This is a genomic window from Pseudomonas sp. SMV7 (assembly GCF_052041995.1).
Classification (GTDB): domain Bacteria; phylum Pseudomonadota; class Gammaproteobacteria; order Pseudomonadales; family Pseudomonadaceae; genus Aquipseudomonas.
Genome location: NZ_JBKGGT010000020.1, coordinates 71,111 through 86,643, shown reverse-complemented (window position 1 = coordinate 86,643; position 15,533 = coordinate 71,111). Strand labels below are relative to the sequence as shown.

Annotated in this window: 17 protein-coding genes; 9 read left to right on the top strand and 8 right to left on the bottom strand. The window is 63.9% G+C overall.

The genetic code is table 11. The features are described 5' to 3' along the window. Positions 1 to 183: 183 nt before the first annotated feature. From ACLEJP_RS21300 to ACLEJP_RS21290, 3 genes are all read left to right on the top strand, one after another. Entirely contained in the window at positions 184 to 771 is a 588-nt protein-coding gene (locus tag ACLEJP_RS21300) for a YecA/YgfB family protein (RefSeq protein ID WP_296232412.1), read from the top strand. Positions 772 to 778: 7 nt separating this feature from the next. Beyond that, on the top strand, positions 779 to 1,144 hold the full coding sequence (locus ACLEJP_RS21295; protein WP_440809582.1) for a YbaN family protein: 366 nt from the start codon (positions 779 to 781) through the stop codon (positions 1,142 to 1,144). A 310-nt stretch (positions 1,145 to 1,454) separates the two neighbouring features. After that, on the top strand, positions 1,455 to 2,813 hold the full coding sequence (locus tag ACLEJP_RS21290) for a TolC family outer membrane protein (RefSeq protein WP_440809580.1): 1,359 nt from the start codon (positions 1,455 to 1,457) through the stop codon (positions 2,811 to 2,813). Positions 2,814 to 2,854: 41 nt separating this feature from the next. Here ACLEJP_RS21290 and ACLEJP_RS21285 read toward each other — a convergent pair whose 3' ends face one another. The 3 genes from ACLEJP_RS21285 to ACLEJP_RS21275 all read right to left on the bottom strand — a co-directional run bounded on the left by ACLEJP_RS21285 (position 2,855) and on the right by ACLEJP_RS21275 (position 6,116). Further along, positions 2,855 to 3,454, bottom strand: coding sequence for a tRNA-uridine aminocarboxypropyltransferase (locus tag ACLEJP_RS21285; RefSeq protein ID WP_440809578.1), 600 nt, complete (start codon positions 3,452 to 3,454; stop codon positions 2,855 to 2,857). A 64-nt stretch (positions 3,455 to 3,518) separates the two neighbouring features. Beyond that, positions 3,519 to 5,084 (bottom strand): methyl-accepting chemotaxis protein, encoded by a 1,566-nt coding sequence (locus ACLEJP_RS21280; RefSeq protein ID WP_440809575.1) that lies wholly within the window; start codon positions 5,082 to 5,084, stop codon positions 3,519 to 3,521. A gap of 138 nt (positions 5,085 to 5,222) precedes the next feature. Next, positions 5,223 to 6,116, bottom strand: a complete 894-nt coding sequence (locus ACLEJP_RS21275; RefSeq protein ID WP_051099419.1) for a LysR family transcriptional regulator — start codon at positions 6,114 to 6,116, stop codon at positions 5,223 to 5,225. Between the two features lie 217 nt (positions 6,117 to 6,333). On the opposite strand from ACLEJP_RS21275, the gene speB reads away from it, so the two are divergent. Together speB and ACLEJP_RS21265 are read left to right on the top strand one after the other, a co-directional pair. Beyond that, a complete protein-coding gene (gene speB / locus ACLEJP_RS21270; protein WP_170031293.1) occupies positions 6,334 to 7,284 on the top strand; it encodes an agmatinase in 951 nt (316 codons plus the stop codon). 168 nt (positions 7,285 to 7,452) lie between these two features. Further along, the gene (locus ACLEJP_RS21265) at positions 7,453 to 8,832 is read left to right on the top strand and encodes a sodium:solute symporter (protein ID WP_225778756.1); all 1,380 of its coding nucleotides are present in this window, start codon (positions 7,453 to 7,455) and stop codon (positions 8,830 to 8,832) included. Positions 8,833 to 8,933: 101 nt separating this feature from the next. On the opposite strand, the gene ACLEJP_RS21260 is transcribed toward ACLEJP_RS21265, so the two are convergent. Both ACLEJP_RS21260 and ptrR read right to left on the bottom strand, forming a co-directional pair. Beyond that, positions 8,934 to 9,062: a PA1414 family protein gene (locus tag ACLEJP_RS21260; RefSeq protein WP_009683677.1), complete on the bottom strand. Its 129-nt coding sequence runs from the start codon at positions 9,060 to 9,062 to the stop codon at positions 8,934 to 8,936. Positions 9,063 to 9,186: 124 nt separating this feature from the next. Next, positions 9,187 to 10,080, bottom strand: a complete 894-nt coding sequence (gene ptrR / locus ACLEJP_RS21255; RefSeq protein ID WP_440809571.1) for a putrescine utilization regulator PtrR — start codon at positions 10,078 to 10,080, stop codon at positions 9,187 to 9,189. A 105-nt stretch (positions 10,081 to 10,185) separates the two neighbouring features. Here ptrR and ACLEJP_RS21250 point away from each other — a divergent pair, with 105 nt between their 5' ends. After that, the gene (locus ACLEJP_RS21250; RefSeq protein ID WP_440809569.1) at positions 10,186 to 11,355 is read left to right on the top strand and encodes an MFS transporter; all 1,170 of its coding nucleotides are present in this window, start codon (positions 10,186 to 10,188) and stop codon (positions 11,353 to 11,355) included. A 66-nt stretch (positions 11,356 to 11,421) separates the two neighbouring features. On the opposite strand, the gene ACLEJP_RS21245 is transcribed toward ACLEJP_RS21250, so the two are convergent. Both ACLEJP_RS21245 and ACLEJP_RS21240 read right to left on the bottom strand, forming a co-directional pair. Then, positions 11,422 to 12,348, bottom strand: coding sequence for a DMT family transporter (locus ACLEJP_RS21245; RefSeq protein ID WP_289131008.1), 927 nt, complete (start codon positions 12,346 to 12,348; stop codon positions 11,422 to 11,424). A gap of 106 nt (positions 12,349 to 12,454) precedes the next feature. Beyond that, positions 12,455 to 12,850 carry a transcriptional regulator gene (locus tag ACLEJP_RS21240; RefSeq protein WP_225778760.1) on the bottom strand — a complete coding sequence of 132 codons (396 nt, stop codon included), beginning with the start codon at positions 12,848 to 12,850 and terminating at the stop codon, positions 12,455 to 12,457. Between the two features lie 167 nt (positions 12,851 to 13,017). Here ACLEJP_RS21240 and ACLEJP_RS21235 point away from each other — a divergent pair, with 167 nt between their 5' ends. The 3 genes from ACLEJP_RS21235 to ACLEJP_RS21225 are packed head-to-tail and all read left to right on the top strand — an operon-like array spanning position 13,018 to position 13,950. After that, the gene (locus ACLEJP_RS21235; protein ID WP_440809566.1) at positions 13,018 to 13,320 is read left to right on the top strand and encodes a type II toxin-antitoxin system RelE/ParE family toxin; all 303 of its coding nucleotides are present in this window, start codon (positions 13,018 to 13,020) and stop codon (positions 13,318 to 13,320) included. Next, positions 13,313 to 13,621 (top strand): addiction module antidote protein, encoded by a 309-nt coding sequence (locus ACLEJP_RS21230; protein ID WP_440809565.1) that lies wholly within the window; start codon positions 13,313 to 13,315, stop codon positions 13,619 to 13,621. Before ACLEJP_RS21235 ends, ACLEJP_RS21230 begins: the two co-directional genes overlap by 8 nt. A 56-nt stretch (positions 13,622 to 13,677) precedes the next feature. After that, a complete protein-coding gene (locus tag ACLEJP_RS21225; protein WP_440809564.1) occupies positions 13,678 to 13,950 on the top strand; it encodes a hypothetical protein in 273 nt (90 codons plus the stop codon). A 153-nt stretch (positions 13,951 to 14,103) separates the two neighbouring features. Here ACLEJP_RS21225 and ACLEJP_RS21220 read toward each other — a convergent pair whose 3' ends face one another. Further along, entirely contained in the window at positions 14,104 to 15,465 is a 1,362-nt protein-coding gene (locus tag ACLEJP_RS21220; RefSeq protein WP_440809561.1) for a DEAD/DEAH box helicase, read from the bottom strand. Positions 15,466 to 15,533: the final 68 nt, after the last annotated feature.

Below are 15,533 nucleotides of genomic sequence, written 5' to 3'. Positions count from 1 at the left end.
CACGCCAAATGCGTAAGCGGTTTTTGCCAGGCCGCCGGCAAAACCGGCGCCTGGGTGAAAAATCGCGGAGTATACCGCAGCACTGCCCGGCGCAGGGCACACGGTGATAGACGTTGCCTTTCCCCCACCACCGTCGCAAGGTGCTAGAATTCGTTATCGTTTATTCCCCAAGGTAGCCCTGTAATGTCCTTCGCCGAGCAACTGACCCGCCTGCAAGCCTTCCTCGACGCCGACGAGCTGCACGAAGAAGCGCTGGACTATGTCGCCGCCCACGGCTACCTCACCGCCCTGTCGATCAACGCCGAGGAAGTGCCGGAACGCGAGTGGATCGACGCCCTGTTCGCCGAAGAGCCGCATTACGCCAGCGACGCCCAGCGCACCGAAATCGAAGCCACCCTGGTTGCGCTGAAGGCCCATATCGCCCGCCAGCTGGCCAGCGATGACGAATTCGAATTGCCGTGCGAGCTCGACCTGACCGACGAGCCGGACGATTCCGACCTGCGCGGCTGGTGCATCGGCTTCATGGAAGGCGTGTTCCTGCGTGAAGAGGCCTGGTTCGAGAACGCCGAGGAAGAAGTCAGCGAGATGCTGCTGCCGATCATGGTCGGCTCGGGCCTGTTCGACGAGCAACCGGAGTTCGCCGACATCGCCAGCAACGCCAACCTGCAGGACGACATGATCGTACAGATCCCCGAAGCGCTGACCGCGCTGTTCCTGCTGCTGCACGCTCCTGACGAGAAACCGGCGCTGCTCAAGCCTCGCCACCACTGAGTCGCCTGTGCGCTACGTGCTGCTGGCCACTGGCTGGCTCAGCGTTGCGCTGGGGGTGCTGGGGATTTTCCTGCCGGTCTTGCCCACCACCCCGTTCCTGCTGCTGGCGGCGGCCTGCTTTGCCCGCAGCTCGCCGCGCTTTCACCACTGGCTGGTCCACCACCCCAAACTCGGGCCGTGGATTCGCGACTACCTCAGTGGTGAAGGCATTCCCCTCAAGGGCAAGCTCTACGCCATCGGCCTGATGTGGGCCAGCATCGGCCTGTCATGCTACCTGGTCCCCCTGTTCTGGGCCCGCGCTTTCATGCTGGCCAGCGCTGTACTGGTGAGCCTGTATATTCTTGGTCAGAAAACCCTGCACAAGCCAAAGTGACATTTTTTTGTCGCCAAATATCGATTTCGCCTAGCAACCCGCGCGCTTATCCAGAATCGTTCTGGAACCCGCACAAACCCCACTATCCATTGGCTTTTCAGGTCTTCCGGCGCGCTATCAACCTTCGCGACAGGTCCAGTTTTTAGACTTTTCAGCGCTTACATGGCAACTTAATATGAATAAATCTTCTTATCTATCGCGTTGAATGTACTTAGCTGTGTCGTTAAAAACCTGCAACACTATATGCGATAACTTTTTCGTCATTTTTTTGGCGACAGCAGGATCAATTCCAGGATCAGGGAGATGTACCATGCGCGTTTTGAACCCCATCACCAGTGCATTGCTGTTGGCCCTGGCGAGTGCCAACGTACAGGCGATGTCGATCACCGAAGCCGTCCAAAGCGCCGTGGACTACCATCCGCAAATCAGCTCCAACCGCAACAGCAAGCTGTCGGCCGATGAAGACGTGAAATTTGCGCGTGGTGGCTACTACCCTTCCGTGGACCTGGTCGCTGGCTATGGCCGCCAGCGTTCGGACAACACCAGCACGCGTGCCGAGGGTAACCACAACAAGGAAACCCTCAACTACACCCAGTCCGAGCTGCGCCTGCGGCAGATGATCTTCGACGGTTTCAACACCTCGAACGAAGTGGGCCGCACCGAAGCGGTCTCGACCTCTCGCGCCTACTACACCCAGGCCATTGCCCAGGATGTTGCCCTGCGTGCGGTCGAGGTGTACCTGGAGGTGCTCAAGCGCCGTGAACTGGTAACGCTGGCCAAGAACAACCTGCAAGCCCACCTGCGGGTCAACGACCAGATCGGCCTGCGCAACGAGCGCGGCGTCGGCAGCACCGCCGACCTTGACCAGTCCCGCGCACGTCGCGCCCTGGCGGAAAACAACCTGGACACCGCCGAAGTCGACCTGGCCGACGCCGAGGCCAACTTCTTCAGCGTGGTCGGGCGCATGCCGGACGAGCTGGAGGCACCGCAGTCGATCAAGGTGGTAATGCCCGCCAACCTCGAAGAAGCACGCGAGGGCATGCGCCAGAACAACCCGTACATCAAGTCGGCCCAGGCTGATGTCAACGCTGCCGAGAAGCAGTACGAAGTGGCCAAGTCGACTTTCTACCCGCGCTTCGACGCCATCCTGGCCACCGGTGCCAACAACAACACCGGCGGCGAGAAAGGCCATAACAACAACGACTGGCAGGCCGGCGTGGAGATGAACTACAACCTGTTCCGCGGCGGCAGCGACAAGGCTCGCCTGCAGTCCGACGCGCACAAGATCAACCAGGCCCTGGACATCCGCAACAACGCCCTGCGCGAGCTGACCGAGAACCTGAGCCTGGCGTGGAACGCCATGAACAACGCCAGCAAGCAGCTGCCGACCGCACGTGAATACGCCGAAACGACCAAGCGCGTGCGTGCCGCCTACCAGGACCAGTTCGGCCTGGGCCAGCGTACCCTGCTGGACGTACTGGACAGTGAAAACGAGCTGTACAACGCCGACCGCCGCTACACCGAGGTGCGTTACACCGAGGAGTTCTCCCGTTACCGCGTGCTGGCGACCATGGGTGAGCTGCTGAGCAAGCAGCGCATTTCGCTGCCGCCGGAGGCGCTGGCGGCTACTGAAGTGAGCACCGAGGCGCGTTTGCCCGAGATGCGTTGATCGGTTTGCGATTGCCGGGGCCGCTCTGCGGCCCCCAGCCGTCACTCGCCGCCGTGATTACGCTGGAAGGTCTCGACCCCCATCGCCCTGATCTGCCCCTCGATCAATGCCTCGAACGGCGCCAGCAGCGCATCGAAGCTGGCCGGCTGTTCCAGTGCATTCAATGCCCCCACCACCGCCTCGATGGTCGACAACGCCCCCACCTCCGGCGCCTTGCGCAACCGATAGCGCGACGGCGCAACAGCCCCCAGCGTGACCCTCGGCAACGCCTCCAGCAGCGGGTTCAGGTACAACAGCTTGCGCGCCTTGCGCCAGGTACCGTCAGGCACGATCAACAGCAAGGGTTCGTCGTGCGCCTGCTGGTAAGGCGCCAGCACCCGGGCCTGGTCGCCCGGGAACAACAGGGCCGGCCGATAGCCGGGCGTCGCCAGCAATGCGTCCAGGCCCTCGAACACTTCGCCGACCCGCAACTCGGCATTTTTCAGGCCCAGGGCCGCCAGGCGGGCGGTGTTGAGCGCATGGCTGGTTTCACTGCGGTGCTGCAGCAGGATGACGCGGGTGCGGCTGTCGAGTGCCGGAATCAGTGGGCAGAGGCAATGGTCGAGCGGGCGCTGGCAGCGCTCGCAGCGGGGTCTGGGCATGGGGTTCTCCTTGGCGGGAGCAGTTTGCCACAAACCCGGGGCCGACAACGCGGCCCCAGCCAGCTCAGCGGTTGAAGCGTTCCGCCAGGCTGTGCAGGTACTCGGCCATGCGCTCCAGGTCCTGGCTGATTTCCGCGCCCTGCCTGGCCTGCCCGGCGCTCTCGTCGCACAGGTGGGCAATCCGCACGATCTGCTGGTTGATATCCTCGGCCACATGGCTTTGCTGCTCCGACGCAGTCGCCATCTGCTGGCTCATGCCAGTGATCCGGCTGACCGCCTGGGCAATCCCGCTCAGCGCTGCCTGCACCGCCTCGACACTGTGCACGCTGTCACGGGAAATCTGTTCGCCACGGCTGGCAGTGCTCACCGCCCGCTCGGCCCCGGCGCGCAACGAGGCGATGATCTGGTGGATCTCCTCGGTCGAGGCGCGGGTGCGCTGGGCCAGCGAACGCACTTCATCGGCCACCACGGCAAAGCCGCGCCCCTGCTCGCCGGCGCGGGCCGCCTCGATGGCCGCGTTCAGCGCCAGCAGGTTGGTCTGCTCGGCAATCGAGGTAATCACATCGACCACGCTGCCGATCGACTGGGTCTGCTCGGCCAGGGCATTGACCGCCTGGCCGATGTCATTCACCGCATCGCTCATGCTGCCCATGGCCCTCAGGCTCTGCAGCGCCAGCTCGCTGCCCTGCTGCGCCAGCTGGTCGGCATCGCCAGCGGCGTGCGCCGTGCTCTGCACATTGTGGGTGACCTGCTGGATGGTCGCCGCCATCTGCGCGATGGCGGTGGCGGACTGGTCGGTTTCGTTGCGCTGACGGTCGAGCATCTGCGCCTGGGCATCGGACAGGCCAGCCGACTGCGCGGCCCGCGACTTCACCCCGACGCCGGCATCGACCAGGCGGGTCAGGGCTGTTTGCAGGCGCGCCTCTTCACTGATGATGGCCAGGTCAAGCTGGCCTTGCAGGCCTGGGTTGTCGCTGTAGGTCAGCGCCACCAGCGGGCTGGTGAAGGCCTTGGGGTGTTCAGCCAAGGTGCGGCGAATGGCCTGGTTCTGGCGCAGCTCGACCAGGTACCAGGCCAGCAGCAGGCTGGCCATCAGCACGCCCAGCGCCGCATAGGGCGGCAGCCACAGGTAGCCTGCCGCCGACAGCAGGCCAGCCCCGATCAATGGCCAGCCGTGGCCCAGGCCATGCCCCAGGCGGGCCGCCCACGGCACCGGCGCACGGCCGGCACGCAAGCGTGCATACAACGCTTCGGCGCGGCGGATCTGCTCGCGCGTGGGCACCGAGCGCACCGACTCGTAGCCACTGATGCGGCCCTGTTCGTAGATGGCCGTGACATAAGCGCTGACCCAGTAGAAGTCGCCGTTCTTCGCCCGGTTCTTGACCACGCCCATCCACGGCTTGCCCTGCTTGATGGTGTCCCACATATGGCCGAACACGGCCGGCGGCATGTCCGGGTGACGCACCAGGTTATGCGGTTGCCCGACCAGCTCGTCATAGGTGAAACCGCTGATCGCCACGAAAGCGTCGTTGCAATAGGTGATGCGGCTGTTGAGGTCGGTGGTGGAGATCAGGCGTTGGTCGCTGGAGAAGGTTCTTTCGTGCTCAGTGACGGGCAAGTTCATGCGCATCTTGGGCGATCCTTGCAGGATAATTTAGGGAAAAAATCATCAGCGCAAGTTGATATGTAGCAGAGCGCTATCAGTTTAGCGGCCCGCATTTGCAGGAATTTAAGGCGTCCCGACGGAATGTTGTGAACGCCTTGTTCATCAGCCAACGTTGAGCTGGCTTTTCAACAGGTCGCGGAAGGTCTGGATCAGCGGCTCACGGCTGCGTCCGCGGCGGATGATCAACGAAAACGGCGCCTGGTAACCGAAGGTGGAAGGCGACAGCACGCGCAGGTCGCCCTTGTCGACCCAGGCCTGGGCATAGTGCTCGGGCAGGTAGCCGATGTAGGCGCCGGAAAGAATCAGGATCAGTTGCGCTTCCATGCTTTCCACCGTTGCCGCACTGTGCTTGAAGCCGTGCCGGGCCAGCTCGGCCTGGCTCCAGTAGCCGCGCCCGACCATGCGTTGCTGGGTCACCACCTGCTCGGGGATACGCCGCTCGCCATACAGCGGGTGGCGGCTGCTGCAGTACAACCAGTGCTGTTCGCGGTACAGCGGCTGATACAGCAGCCCGCTCATGCGCGAGGAGAACGCCCCGATGGCCAGGTCCAGGCGATTGTCCTGCACGCCCAGCTGCAGTTCGTAAGGGCTGGACACCGACAGGTGCAGGTGCACCGCCGGGTGCTCCTGGCTATAGGCGCCGATCGCTTCGGCCAGCGGCAAGGCGCGGTCACCGACCGTGGAGTCGATCACGCCAAGGTTGAGCGTGCCGCGCAATTCGCCCTTGAGGGCAGCGGCGTACTGTTCGAAACCGTCCAGCTCGGCCAGCAGGCGCAGGGTCTCCTGGTGGAACAGCTCACCCTTGCTGGTGAGGCTGAAGCCGCCACGGCCGCGATGGCACAGGACGATGCCCAGGGCGCCTTCCAGCTGGCTCATGTAGGTGCTGATGGCCGAGGTCGACAGGTTCAGCTCGCGCTGGGCGTTGGCGAAACCCTGGTGGCGCACCACGCTGACGAAGATGCGCAGCAGTTTCAGGTCGGGCAAGGTCGAGGCCATGGGGCAGCAGTTCCACAACAGTGTTTTCGCGCAGTCTAACCGCTGCGCCCGCGTTTAGTTCAGAAATTCCTGAACTAAGTATTTGCCGGCAGCGATTTGTCCCCGGCAGCACCTTCAGCAGACTTGGCCGAAATGTCCCTGCCCGCCGTCAACCAACAGGCGTGCGGCGGCACAGGTTCGAACAAACAGAACAATCGACCGACTGATGAGGCCCACCGTGGACAAGATTCTCCACCAACCACTGGGCGGCAACGAAATGCCGCGTTTCGGCGGCATCGCCACCATGCTTCGCCTTCCCCACCTGCAAACTGCCCAAGGCCTGGACGCTGCGTTCATCGGCGTGCCCCTGGACATCGGCACCTCGCTGCGCTCCGGTACCCGCTTCGGGCCACGGCAGATCCGCGCCGAATCGGTCATGATCCGCCCGTATAACATGGCTACCGGGGCGGCCCCGTTCGACTCGCTGTCGGTGGCCGACATCGGTGACGTGGCGATCAACACCTTCAACCTGCTGGACGCCGTGCGCATCATCGAAGAGGCGTATGACGAGATCCTCGAGCACAATATCATCCCGCTGACCCTGGGTGGCGACCACACCATCACCCTGCCGATCCTGCGCGCACTGCACAAGAAGCACGGCAAGATCGGCCTGGTGCACATCGATGCCCACGCCGACGTCAACGACCACATGTTCGGCGAGAAGATCGCCCACGGCACCACCTTCCGCCGCGCCGTGGAAGAAGGTTTGCTCGATTGCGAACGCGTGGTGCAGATCGGCCTGCGCGCCCAGGGCTACACCGCCGATGACTTCAACTGGAGCCGCCGCCAGGGCTTCCGCGTGGTCCAGGCCGAAGAGTGCTGGCACCAGTCGCTGGTACCGCTGATGGCCGAAGTGCGGGAAAAGGTCGGCGGCGGCCCGGTGTACCTGTCGTTCGACATCGATGGCATCGACCCGGCCTGGGCGCCAGGCACCGGCACCCCGGAAATCGGCGGCTTGACCACCATCCAGGCGATGGAGATCATTCGCGGCTGCCACGGCCTGGACCTGATCGGCTGTGACCTGGTCGAAGTCTCCCCGCCTTACGACACCACCGGCAACACCTCGCTGCTCGGTGCCAACCTGCTGTTCGAGATGCTCTGCGTGCTTCCAGGCGTAGTGCGCCGCTGACCGGATACACGGCGCCTTTGCAGAGGCGGCCGCAGTACTTGCTACACCCCGGCAGGAGCCATGAGGGAGGGCCACTGAGGCCCGCCAACACACGACAGGACCGCCGGGCGCCGTGATCCCGCCCGGGTGGTCGATCTCGCCATAATAAAGATAATCGGGAGACCCCCAATGGCCTTGGACATCATTGTTGTAATGATCTACACCGCCGGCATGCTCGGGCTTGGCTGGTATGGCATGCGCCGCGCGAAAACCCACGAAGACTACCTGGTCGCCGGGCGCAACCTCGGCCCGGTACTGTACATGGGCACCATGGCCACCACCGTGCTCGGTGGCGCTTCCACCGTCGGCACCGTGCGCCTGGGCTATGTGCACGGCATCTCCGGCTTCTGGCTGTGTGCCGCCCTCGGCCTGGGCATCATCGCGCTGAACCTGTTCCTGGCCAAACCCCTGCTGCGCCTGCGCATCTTCACCGTGACCCAGGTCTTGGAGCAGCGCTACAACCCCACCGCACGCCAGGCCAGCGCGGTGATCATGCTGGCTTATGCGCTGATGATCGGGGTGACCTCGACCTTGGCCATGGCCACCGTGTTGCAGGTACTGCTGGACCTGCCGTTCTGGGCTTCACTGCTGCTCGGCGGTGGTGTGGTGGTGCTGTACTCCACCATCGGCGGCATGTGGTCGCTGACCCTCACCGACATCGTGCAGTTCGTGATCAAGACCGTCGGCCTGATGTTCATCCTGCTGCCTGTGTGCCTGTACAAGGCCGGTGGCTGGGACACCCTGGTGGCCAAGCTGCCGGCGGCCAGCTTCCAGCTGACCACCATTGGCTGGGACACCATCATCACCTACTTCCTGATCTACTTCTTCGGCATCCTCATCGGCCAGGACATCTGGCAGCGGGTATTCACTGCCCGTGACGAGAAGGTCTGCCAGCGAGCCGGCACCACCGCGGGTGTGTACTGCGTGCTGTACGGCCTGGCCTGCGCCACCATCGGCATGGCCGCGCATGTGCTGATGCCCGACCTGGCCAACCCGAACAACGCCTTCGCCGAAATGATCAAGACCACCCTGCCCGATGGCATCCGTGGCTTGCTGATGGCGGCAGCGCTGGCTGCCATGATGTCCACCGCCAGCGCCGGCCTGCTGGCCGCGTCGACCACCCTGACCGAAGACCTGTTGCCCAAGCTGCGTGGCGGCAAGCCATCGAGCCTGGCCGTCAGCCGCCTGTTCACCCTGCTCACCGGCCTGGTGGTGCTGGGCATCGCGCTGGTGGTGAACGACGTAATCAGCGCCCTGACCCTGGCCTACAACTTGCTGGTCGGCGGCATGCTGATTCCGCTGATCGGGGCGATCTTCTGGAAGCGCGCCACCACCGCCGGGGCCATCGCCAGCATGTCGCTGGGCTTTGCCACTGCACTGCTGTTCATGTTCCTGGACGGCCTGGAGGCCAACACACCGATCTACTACAGCCTGGTGGTTGGCCTGGTGAGCTTTGTGCTGGTAAGCCTGATGTCGCGCAAACCGATGGCGGCGGTGAAGCTGGCCTGATCGACCGCCTGTACCGGCCCTGGCGTCGGTACAGGCGATAACCAGGGCCCAGATACACCAAGGCCGCTGCACCCGCACAGGTGCAGCGGCCTTTGTCTGTATCAGCGACGACGCGGTTGGCGCTTGCGCTGCTCTTCATCAGTCGGAATCGGTACCGGCTGCAAGGGTGGTGGAATCAGCCCCAAGGCGACAGCCAGGTCATGGAGCCAGTTGGACAGTGGTTTATTCATAATGCCCCCTTGACGGGTCCGCCTCACGGCAATTCAGTCCTGCGATGTTTCATACAGATCATAGTCCCATGTTCTGTATAACGCATGCCTCTCTTCCTACAGATACGGGCCATTTTGACGCGGATCAAGCCGTAACGGCGCATTCCGACGACTGGTTAATCGTTTCGCTTTGTTGCAGGTCGATCCATGCCTGCAAATTCGCCCCACGCATGCCCTGGCGCCACATCAACCAGGTGACCGCCTGATCGAACGGCGCCTGCAAGCGGTGCACTCGCACCCGGTCACGCCCGGGCAGGCTATCGAGCATCGACTGCGCCATCAGCGCCACCCCCGCCCCGGCGATCACGCAGGCCAGCATGCTTTGGTACGACTCGATCTCCATCACCCGGCCCATCGGCGTATGGGCATGGGCATACCAGGCCTCCAGGCGCATGCGGTACGAACAGCCCTGGCGGAAGGTGAACACCGCCTTGCCCGCCACGTCCCGGGCCGTGTGCACCGGCGGGTGCTCGGGGCTGGTGATCAGTACCAGTTGCTCGTCGCACAGCGGCACCCCATCCAGCCCGGCCAGGCTTGGCGGGCCATCCACCAGCGCGGCGTCCAGGCTGTGGTTGAGCAGGCCCTCCAGCAGCTCGCCGCTGGGCGCCGCGCGCACCTGCAGGTTCACCGCCGGATACGCCTGGTGATAACGCGCCAGCAACCCCGGCAGGTGCGTCGCCGCCGTGCTGTACATGGTCCCCAGCACAAAATCCCCGGCTGGCTGGCCGCCGCGCACCGCAGCCTGGGCTTCGTCGCGCAGGGCGGACAGGCGCTGGGCATAGTCCAGCAGCACCTTGCCCGCTGGCGACAGCTGCAAGCGCTGGCGTTCACGCAGGAACAGCTCGACGCCCAGGTGTTCTTCAAGCTGGCGCAAGCGCGTCGACAGGTTCGACGGCACGCGGTGCAGGCGCTCTGCGGCACGGGTGAGCGAGCCCTCCTCGGCCACGGCCTGGAAGATACGCAGCTGGCTGAATTCCACGGCATTCTCCAAAACAGAACAACTTGATCATCATTATTCAATTTTATTGAAAAGAAAACCGCCCTAACCTGCCGGTCATCGCTTACACCGTGCAGGAGACCTGTGATGTCGCCACTCATTCAACTGCTGGCCAGCGCCGTGGCGCTGATGATGGCCATGGGCATTGGCCGTTTCGCCCTGACCCCGCAGCTGCCGCAGCTGATCGCCGAGGGTCAGTTCGACCTGACGGCGGCCGGGCTGGTGGCCGCGGCCAACTACCTGGGCTACTTCCTCGGCGCACTCGATGCGATGTTCGCCCGCTCGCCTGCCCAGGTGCGCCTGCGCCTGCAGGGCGGGCTGTGGCTGTGCGTGGTACTGACCCTGGCCTCCTGGGCTGCCGACGGCTTCTGGGGCCACTTGCTGCTGCGCTTCGGTACTGGCCTGGCCAGCGCCTGGGTGCTGGTGATGATCACCAGCCTCAGCCAGCAACTGGCCAATGCCCATAACCGCCAGCGCCTGGGTGCGCTGGTATTCGCCGGGCCCGGCCTGGGCATCGCGCTGACCGGCTTGCTGGCACTGCTGGCACATCGGCTGGGGTTGGGCTCGGCAGCGCTGTGGCTGATCTATGCCGTGGCGGCGCTGCTGATGCTGCTGGCGATCAGGCCCTGGCTACCCCAGGCACTGCAGGCAGCGCCCGCACCATCTGCGCACCGGGGCCCGTCGCGCCATGCCGGTATCTGCCGCCTGGGGCTGGTGTATGCGCTGTATGGCGTGGGTTACATCCTGCCGGCCACTTTCCTGTCGCAGATGGCCAGTCAGCAGTTTCACGGGCAGTGGCTGGCCGACCTGTTCTGGCCGGCGTTCGGCCTGGCGGCGGCACTCGGTGTGCTGCTGGTGAGCCTGCGCCGCAGCGGGCGCACCTCGACCTGGCTGACCGCCACCCTGTGGTTGCAGGGGTTGGGTGTGCTGGCCTGCCTGATCGGCGGGGGGGGCGGGCTGGCCTTGGGCGTGGTGCTGTGTGGCGCGCCGTTCCTGGCTTGCATGCAGCTGGTGATGCAGCGTTCGCGAGAGCTGGCGCCGCACGCGACGCAGCGCAATGCCGGGTTGCTGACGGCGTGCTTCGCCCTGGGTCAGTTGAGCGGGCCGCTGCTGGCGGCGCTGAGCAGCCATTACAGCGGTGGGCTGCAACCCGCGCTGATGCTGGCGGCGGGAGGGCTGGTGGTGGCCGGTGGGCTGGTGCAACTGGCGGGTAACGCACAGCAGGACAATGCCTGCCAGGCCAGGATCACCTCCTGAATAACGTGTTACCGGTACTGGCCTGTTCGCGGCTTCACCCGCGAACAGGCCGGCAACGGCGACCAATCACCCGACAAGCCGCCGCAGTTGCTGTTTCACCCACGGCTCGGCACTCACCAGCACCACGCCCAGCAGCACCATCAACGCGCCGATCACGAAGTTCATGCTCAACGGCTCGTCCAGCAGCAACACGCCAAAGGTCACCCCAAACAGCGGGGTAATGAACGAAAATACCGCCAGGTTCGACGCCAGGTATTTGCGCAGCAACCAGAACCACGTCAGGTAACTGATGAACGACACCACGATGCCCTGGAACAGCACGCTACCGATTGCCAGCGGGGTCAACACCACCGCACCGATCTGCCCGCTGAGCAAGGCAATCAACAGCAGCCCGGCAAAGCCCACCGCCAGTTGGTAGAACAGGGTCAGGGTGGCGGGCGCTTCCGACAGCCGCGAGCAGCGCACCACCACGGTGGTCGCCCCCCAGGCCAGGCCGGCAATCACGCCAAAGGCATCCCCCAGCAGGGTACGGCCATCCATCTGCTCGAACGACATGCCGCCGGCGAATGCCGTGGCGATGCCGCCGAAGGCCAGCAGAATACCCAGCCATTGCAGCAGCCGCAGGCGCTCGCTGGGCAGGCGGAAATGCAGGCCCAGCGCGGTGAACACTGGCGCGGTATAGAGAAACACCGACATGTGCGCCGCCGAGGTCAGCTTCAACCCCTCGGCAATGAACAGAAACTCCAGGCCGAACAAGCCCCCTGCCAACGCCCCGGCCCGCCAGGTGCTGCCGAGTTGGCCCCAGCCACCACGCCAGCACAGCATCAGCCCTACCAGCACGGCGGCAATGCCGTTGCGCAGCGCCGCCTGCATCACCGGTGCGATATCGACAGCGGCGGTCTTGATCAGCACCTGCTGGCAGCCCCAGATCAGGCACAGCCCCAGCATCACCTGCAAGGCAAAGGCGTCGGGGTTCTTGCGGACCGCGCTCATCGGCGGGCCTTCGGGGTAATCATGGGCATGGGCAAGGGCTCGGCAGTGTTCGGAAGCTACCGATTATCGGGTTTCCAGGGCTGCCCTTGCCAGCCTCAAAACGACCTCAGGCAATCTGCGCCTTCGCCGACACCTGTTCGAAGGTGGTTTCGTCCAGCGCATCCTCCTGCTCGTCGAGCACCTGGCGCGGGTGCTCGAAGCCGGGGATGCTGCTGTCGATCAGGCTCATCAGCCGCGAACCGCGTTCGGTCAGCACGAAATTCTCACCGTTGCCGCCGTCCTCTTCGGGGCGGCTTTCGATGTAGCCACGTTCGAACAGCAGCTTTTCGTATTCGCAGGCACGGGTTTTCAGGTGGTCCAGGTCGCCCACCGGCTCACCCTTGGCGGCCAGTGCCGCAGCGTGCTGCTCGGCATAAGGGCGTGGCGTGAAGCTGTGACCGGCGCCGTTCTGCACTTCGTGCAGCAAGCGTTCGATCAGGTCCCAGTCGTAGGCGATGCTCATGGCTATGGGCTCCTGCTGTGGACGGAAGGGGTACACAGGGTGGGACCTGTCGGCGAGCCGTGGTGTTCCGAAGATCTTGGCGCGGTGAGGTGCCTGCCTTGAAGCGGGAAACAGGCAGAAACCATTTGCTGTTAAGCCATCTGTAGTTTATAAACTACAGTCACTCGATGAAAAAAATCGAATCCAGCAGTTTCAGACATTGGGTGACGGGTCTCCGAGACGTTAATGCCAGGGCCCGAATCATTTCTCGGATCAACCGGCTGATGGAGGGCCTGCCTGGCGACGTATCACCGGTTGGCCACGGCGTCATTGAGCTCAGGGTTCACTATGGGCCTGGTTACCGGGTGTACTTCCATCAGGCTGGCAGCACGTTTGTCATTCTGCTTTGCGGCGGCGACAAAGGCAGCCAACAGCGAGACATCAAGGCAGCCCACCAGATTCTGCGTTCGTGGAGGATGCAAAATGACTGAAACCTTCTCTGAATTCGACCCCGCCCAGTACCTCACTACCCCTGAAGCTATTGCGCAGTTCATGACCGACGCACTCGAGACCGGCGATGCCGGCTATGTCGCAAAGGCTGTAGGCGTGGTGGCACGTGCAAAAGGCATGAGCGAGCTGGCGAAAGAAACCGGCCTGTCGCGCGAGCAGCTCTATCGGTCTTTCAGCGAGCATGGCAACCCGACTCTGAAATCGTTCCTGACTGTGATGAAGGCGCTGGGCATAGACATGACGGCGCAGCCTCACCTCGCGGCCGTCGGTCAAGGCCGTTGAACTAACGGCCAGGCACACACCTCCACCGGGCATCAACACCGCCGGAGGTATAAAGGATGAAACCGCTGCTGCCCATTGCCTGTGCCACGGCCCTGGTCTGCGCCCTGCCCGTCTGGGCCTGCACGCCGGAAGAAGCGACGCAGAAACGTGAAGAGCTGGCCGGGTTGGTTACCCAGCTGACCGAGCAAAACCCGCAGAAGGCCAAGGAGATCAATGACGAGCTGCAAGGGATGGAGCTGGGGACGGCGAGCAAGGACTTGCCCGACAAGTGTCAGCTGATCGACAAGCGGATCAAGGAGCTGAAAGCGGCAGAAAAGAAAGCTGACTGACCGCGTGCGCCCTGTAGTAGCTGCGTCGCGAAAGGGCCGCAAAGCGGCCCTCGGATGGATGCGTCAGTGTGGGAATCTCGGGGCTGCTGCGCAGCCCTTTCGCGACGCAAGGCCGCTCCTGCAAAGAACGCATCAGCCTGTGAGGGACGCCGATTACTCCGCCGCCGCCTTGCGCTTCTTCAGCGGTGCCAGGCCATCGGAGCTGGCCAGCGGTGCATTGGCCTTCGGCTTGGCGCTTGGCTTGCGCTTGGCCGCGGCCTTCTTGTCACCCGACTTCTTCTCGACCTTTTTCTTCTTGCTACCGGCCGCCTTGCCCGAGGCCTTGACCTTCTTCGGCCCGGTGTAGGTACCCTTCACTTCCTTGATCACCCGGCGCTCGAACTGCTGCTTGAGGTAGCGTTCGATGCTCGACATCAGGTTCCAGTCGTTGTGGGTGATCAGCGAGATCGCCAGGCCTTCACCCCCGGCACGGCCAGTACGGCCTACGCGGTGCACATACTCGTCACCGCTGCGCGGCATGTCGAAGTTGATCACCAGGTCCAGCCCGTCGATGTCCAGGCCACGGGCGGCCACGTCGGTGGCCACCAGCACCTTGGAGCTACCCTGCTTGAAGCGGTCCAGGGCCAGCTTGCGGTCTTTCTGGTCTTTCTCGCCGTGCAGCACGAAGGCCTTCACGTCCTTGGCCACCAGGTGACCATAGATGCGATCGGCCAGGGCGCGGGTGTTGGTGAAGATGATCGCCTTGTCGAACGTCTCGTTGGCCAGCAGCCACTGCACGATCTGCTCTTTGTGCTGGTCGTGGTCGGCGGTGATGATCTGCTGGCGGGTGCCTTCGGCCAGCTGCGAGACGCTGTTGAGCATCAGGTGTTCCGGGTCTTTCAGCACCTTGCCGATGATGTCGCGCAGCGCCGCACCGCCGGTGGTGGCCGAGAACAGCAGGGTTTGCTGGCGGTTCTCGCACTCCTTGCACAGGCGCTCCATGTCTTCGGCGAAGCCCATGTCGAGCATGCGGTCGGCTTCGTCGAGGATCAGCACCTGCACATGGGACAGGTCGAGGTTGCCGGCATTCAGCTGCTCGAGCAGGCGGCCGGGGGTGCCGATCAGCACGTCCGGCACCTTGCGCAGCATGGCGGCCTGTTCCTTGAAGTCCTCACCACCGGTGACCAGGCCGGCCTTGATGTAGGTGAACTGCGCGAACAGCTGCACCTGCTTGAGGGTTTGCTGGGCCAGTTCACGGGTCGGCAGCAGGATCAGCGCGCGGATCTCCACACGGCGCTCGCGCAGGTCGACCAGGCGGTTGAGCAGTGGCAGCACGAAGGCGGCGGTCTTGCCGCTGCCGGTCTGTGCGGTCACGCGCAGGTCACGCCCTTGCAGGGCCAGGGGGATGGCCGCGGCCTGCACCGGGGTTGGCTCGACAAAGTTAAGCTCGGCCACGGCTTTAAGCAGGCGTTCGTGCAGGGCGAATTGGGAGAACACGGAGGTAACCTCAGGCAAGTGCGGGAAATTCAGTTGCATAGGGTAACGTTTTCTGCCGCCTTAGCCGAATTTCTTTTGGCAACTTCATCGCCATCCGCGCTCTAATG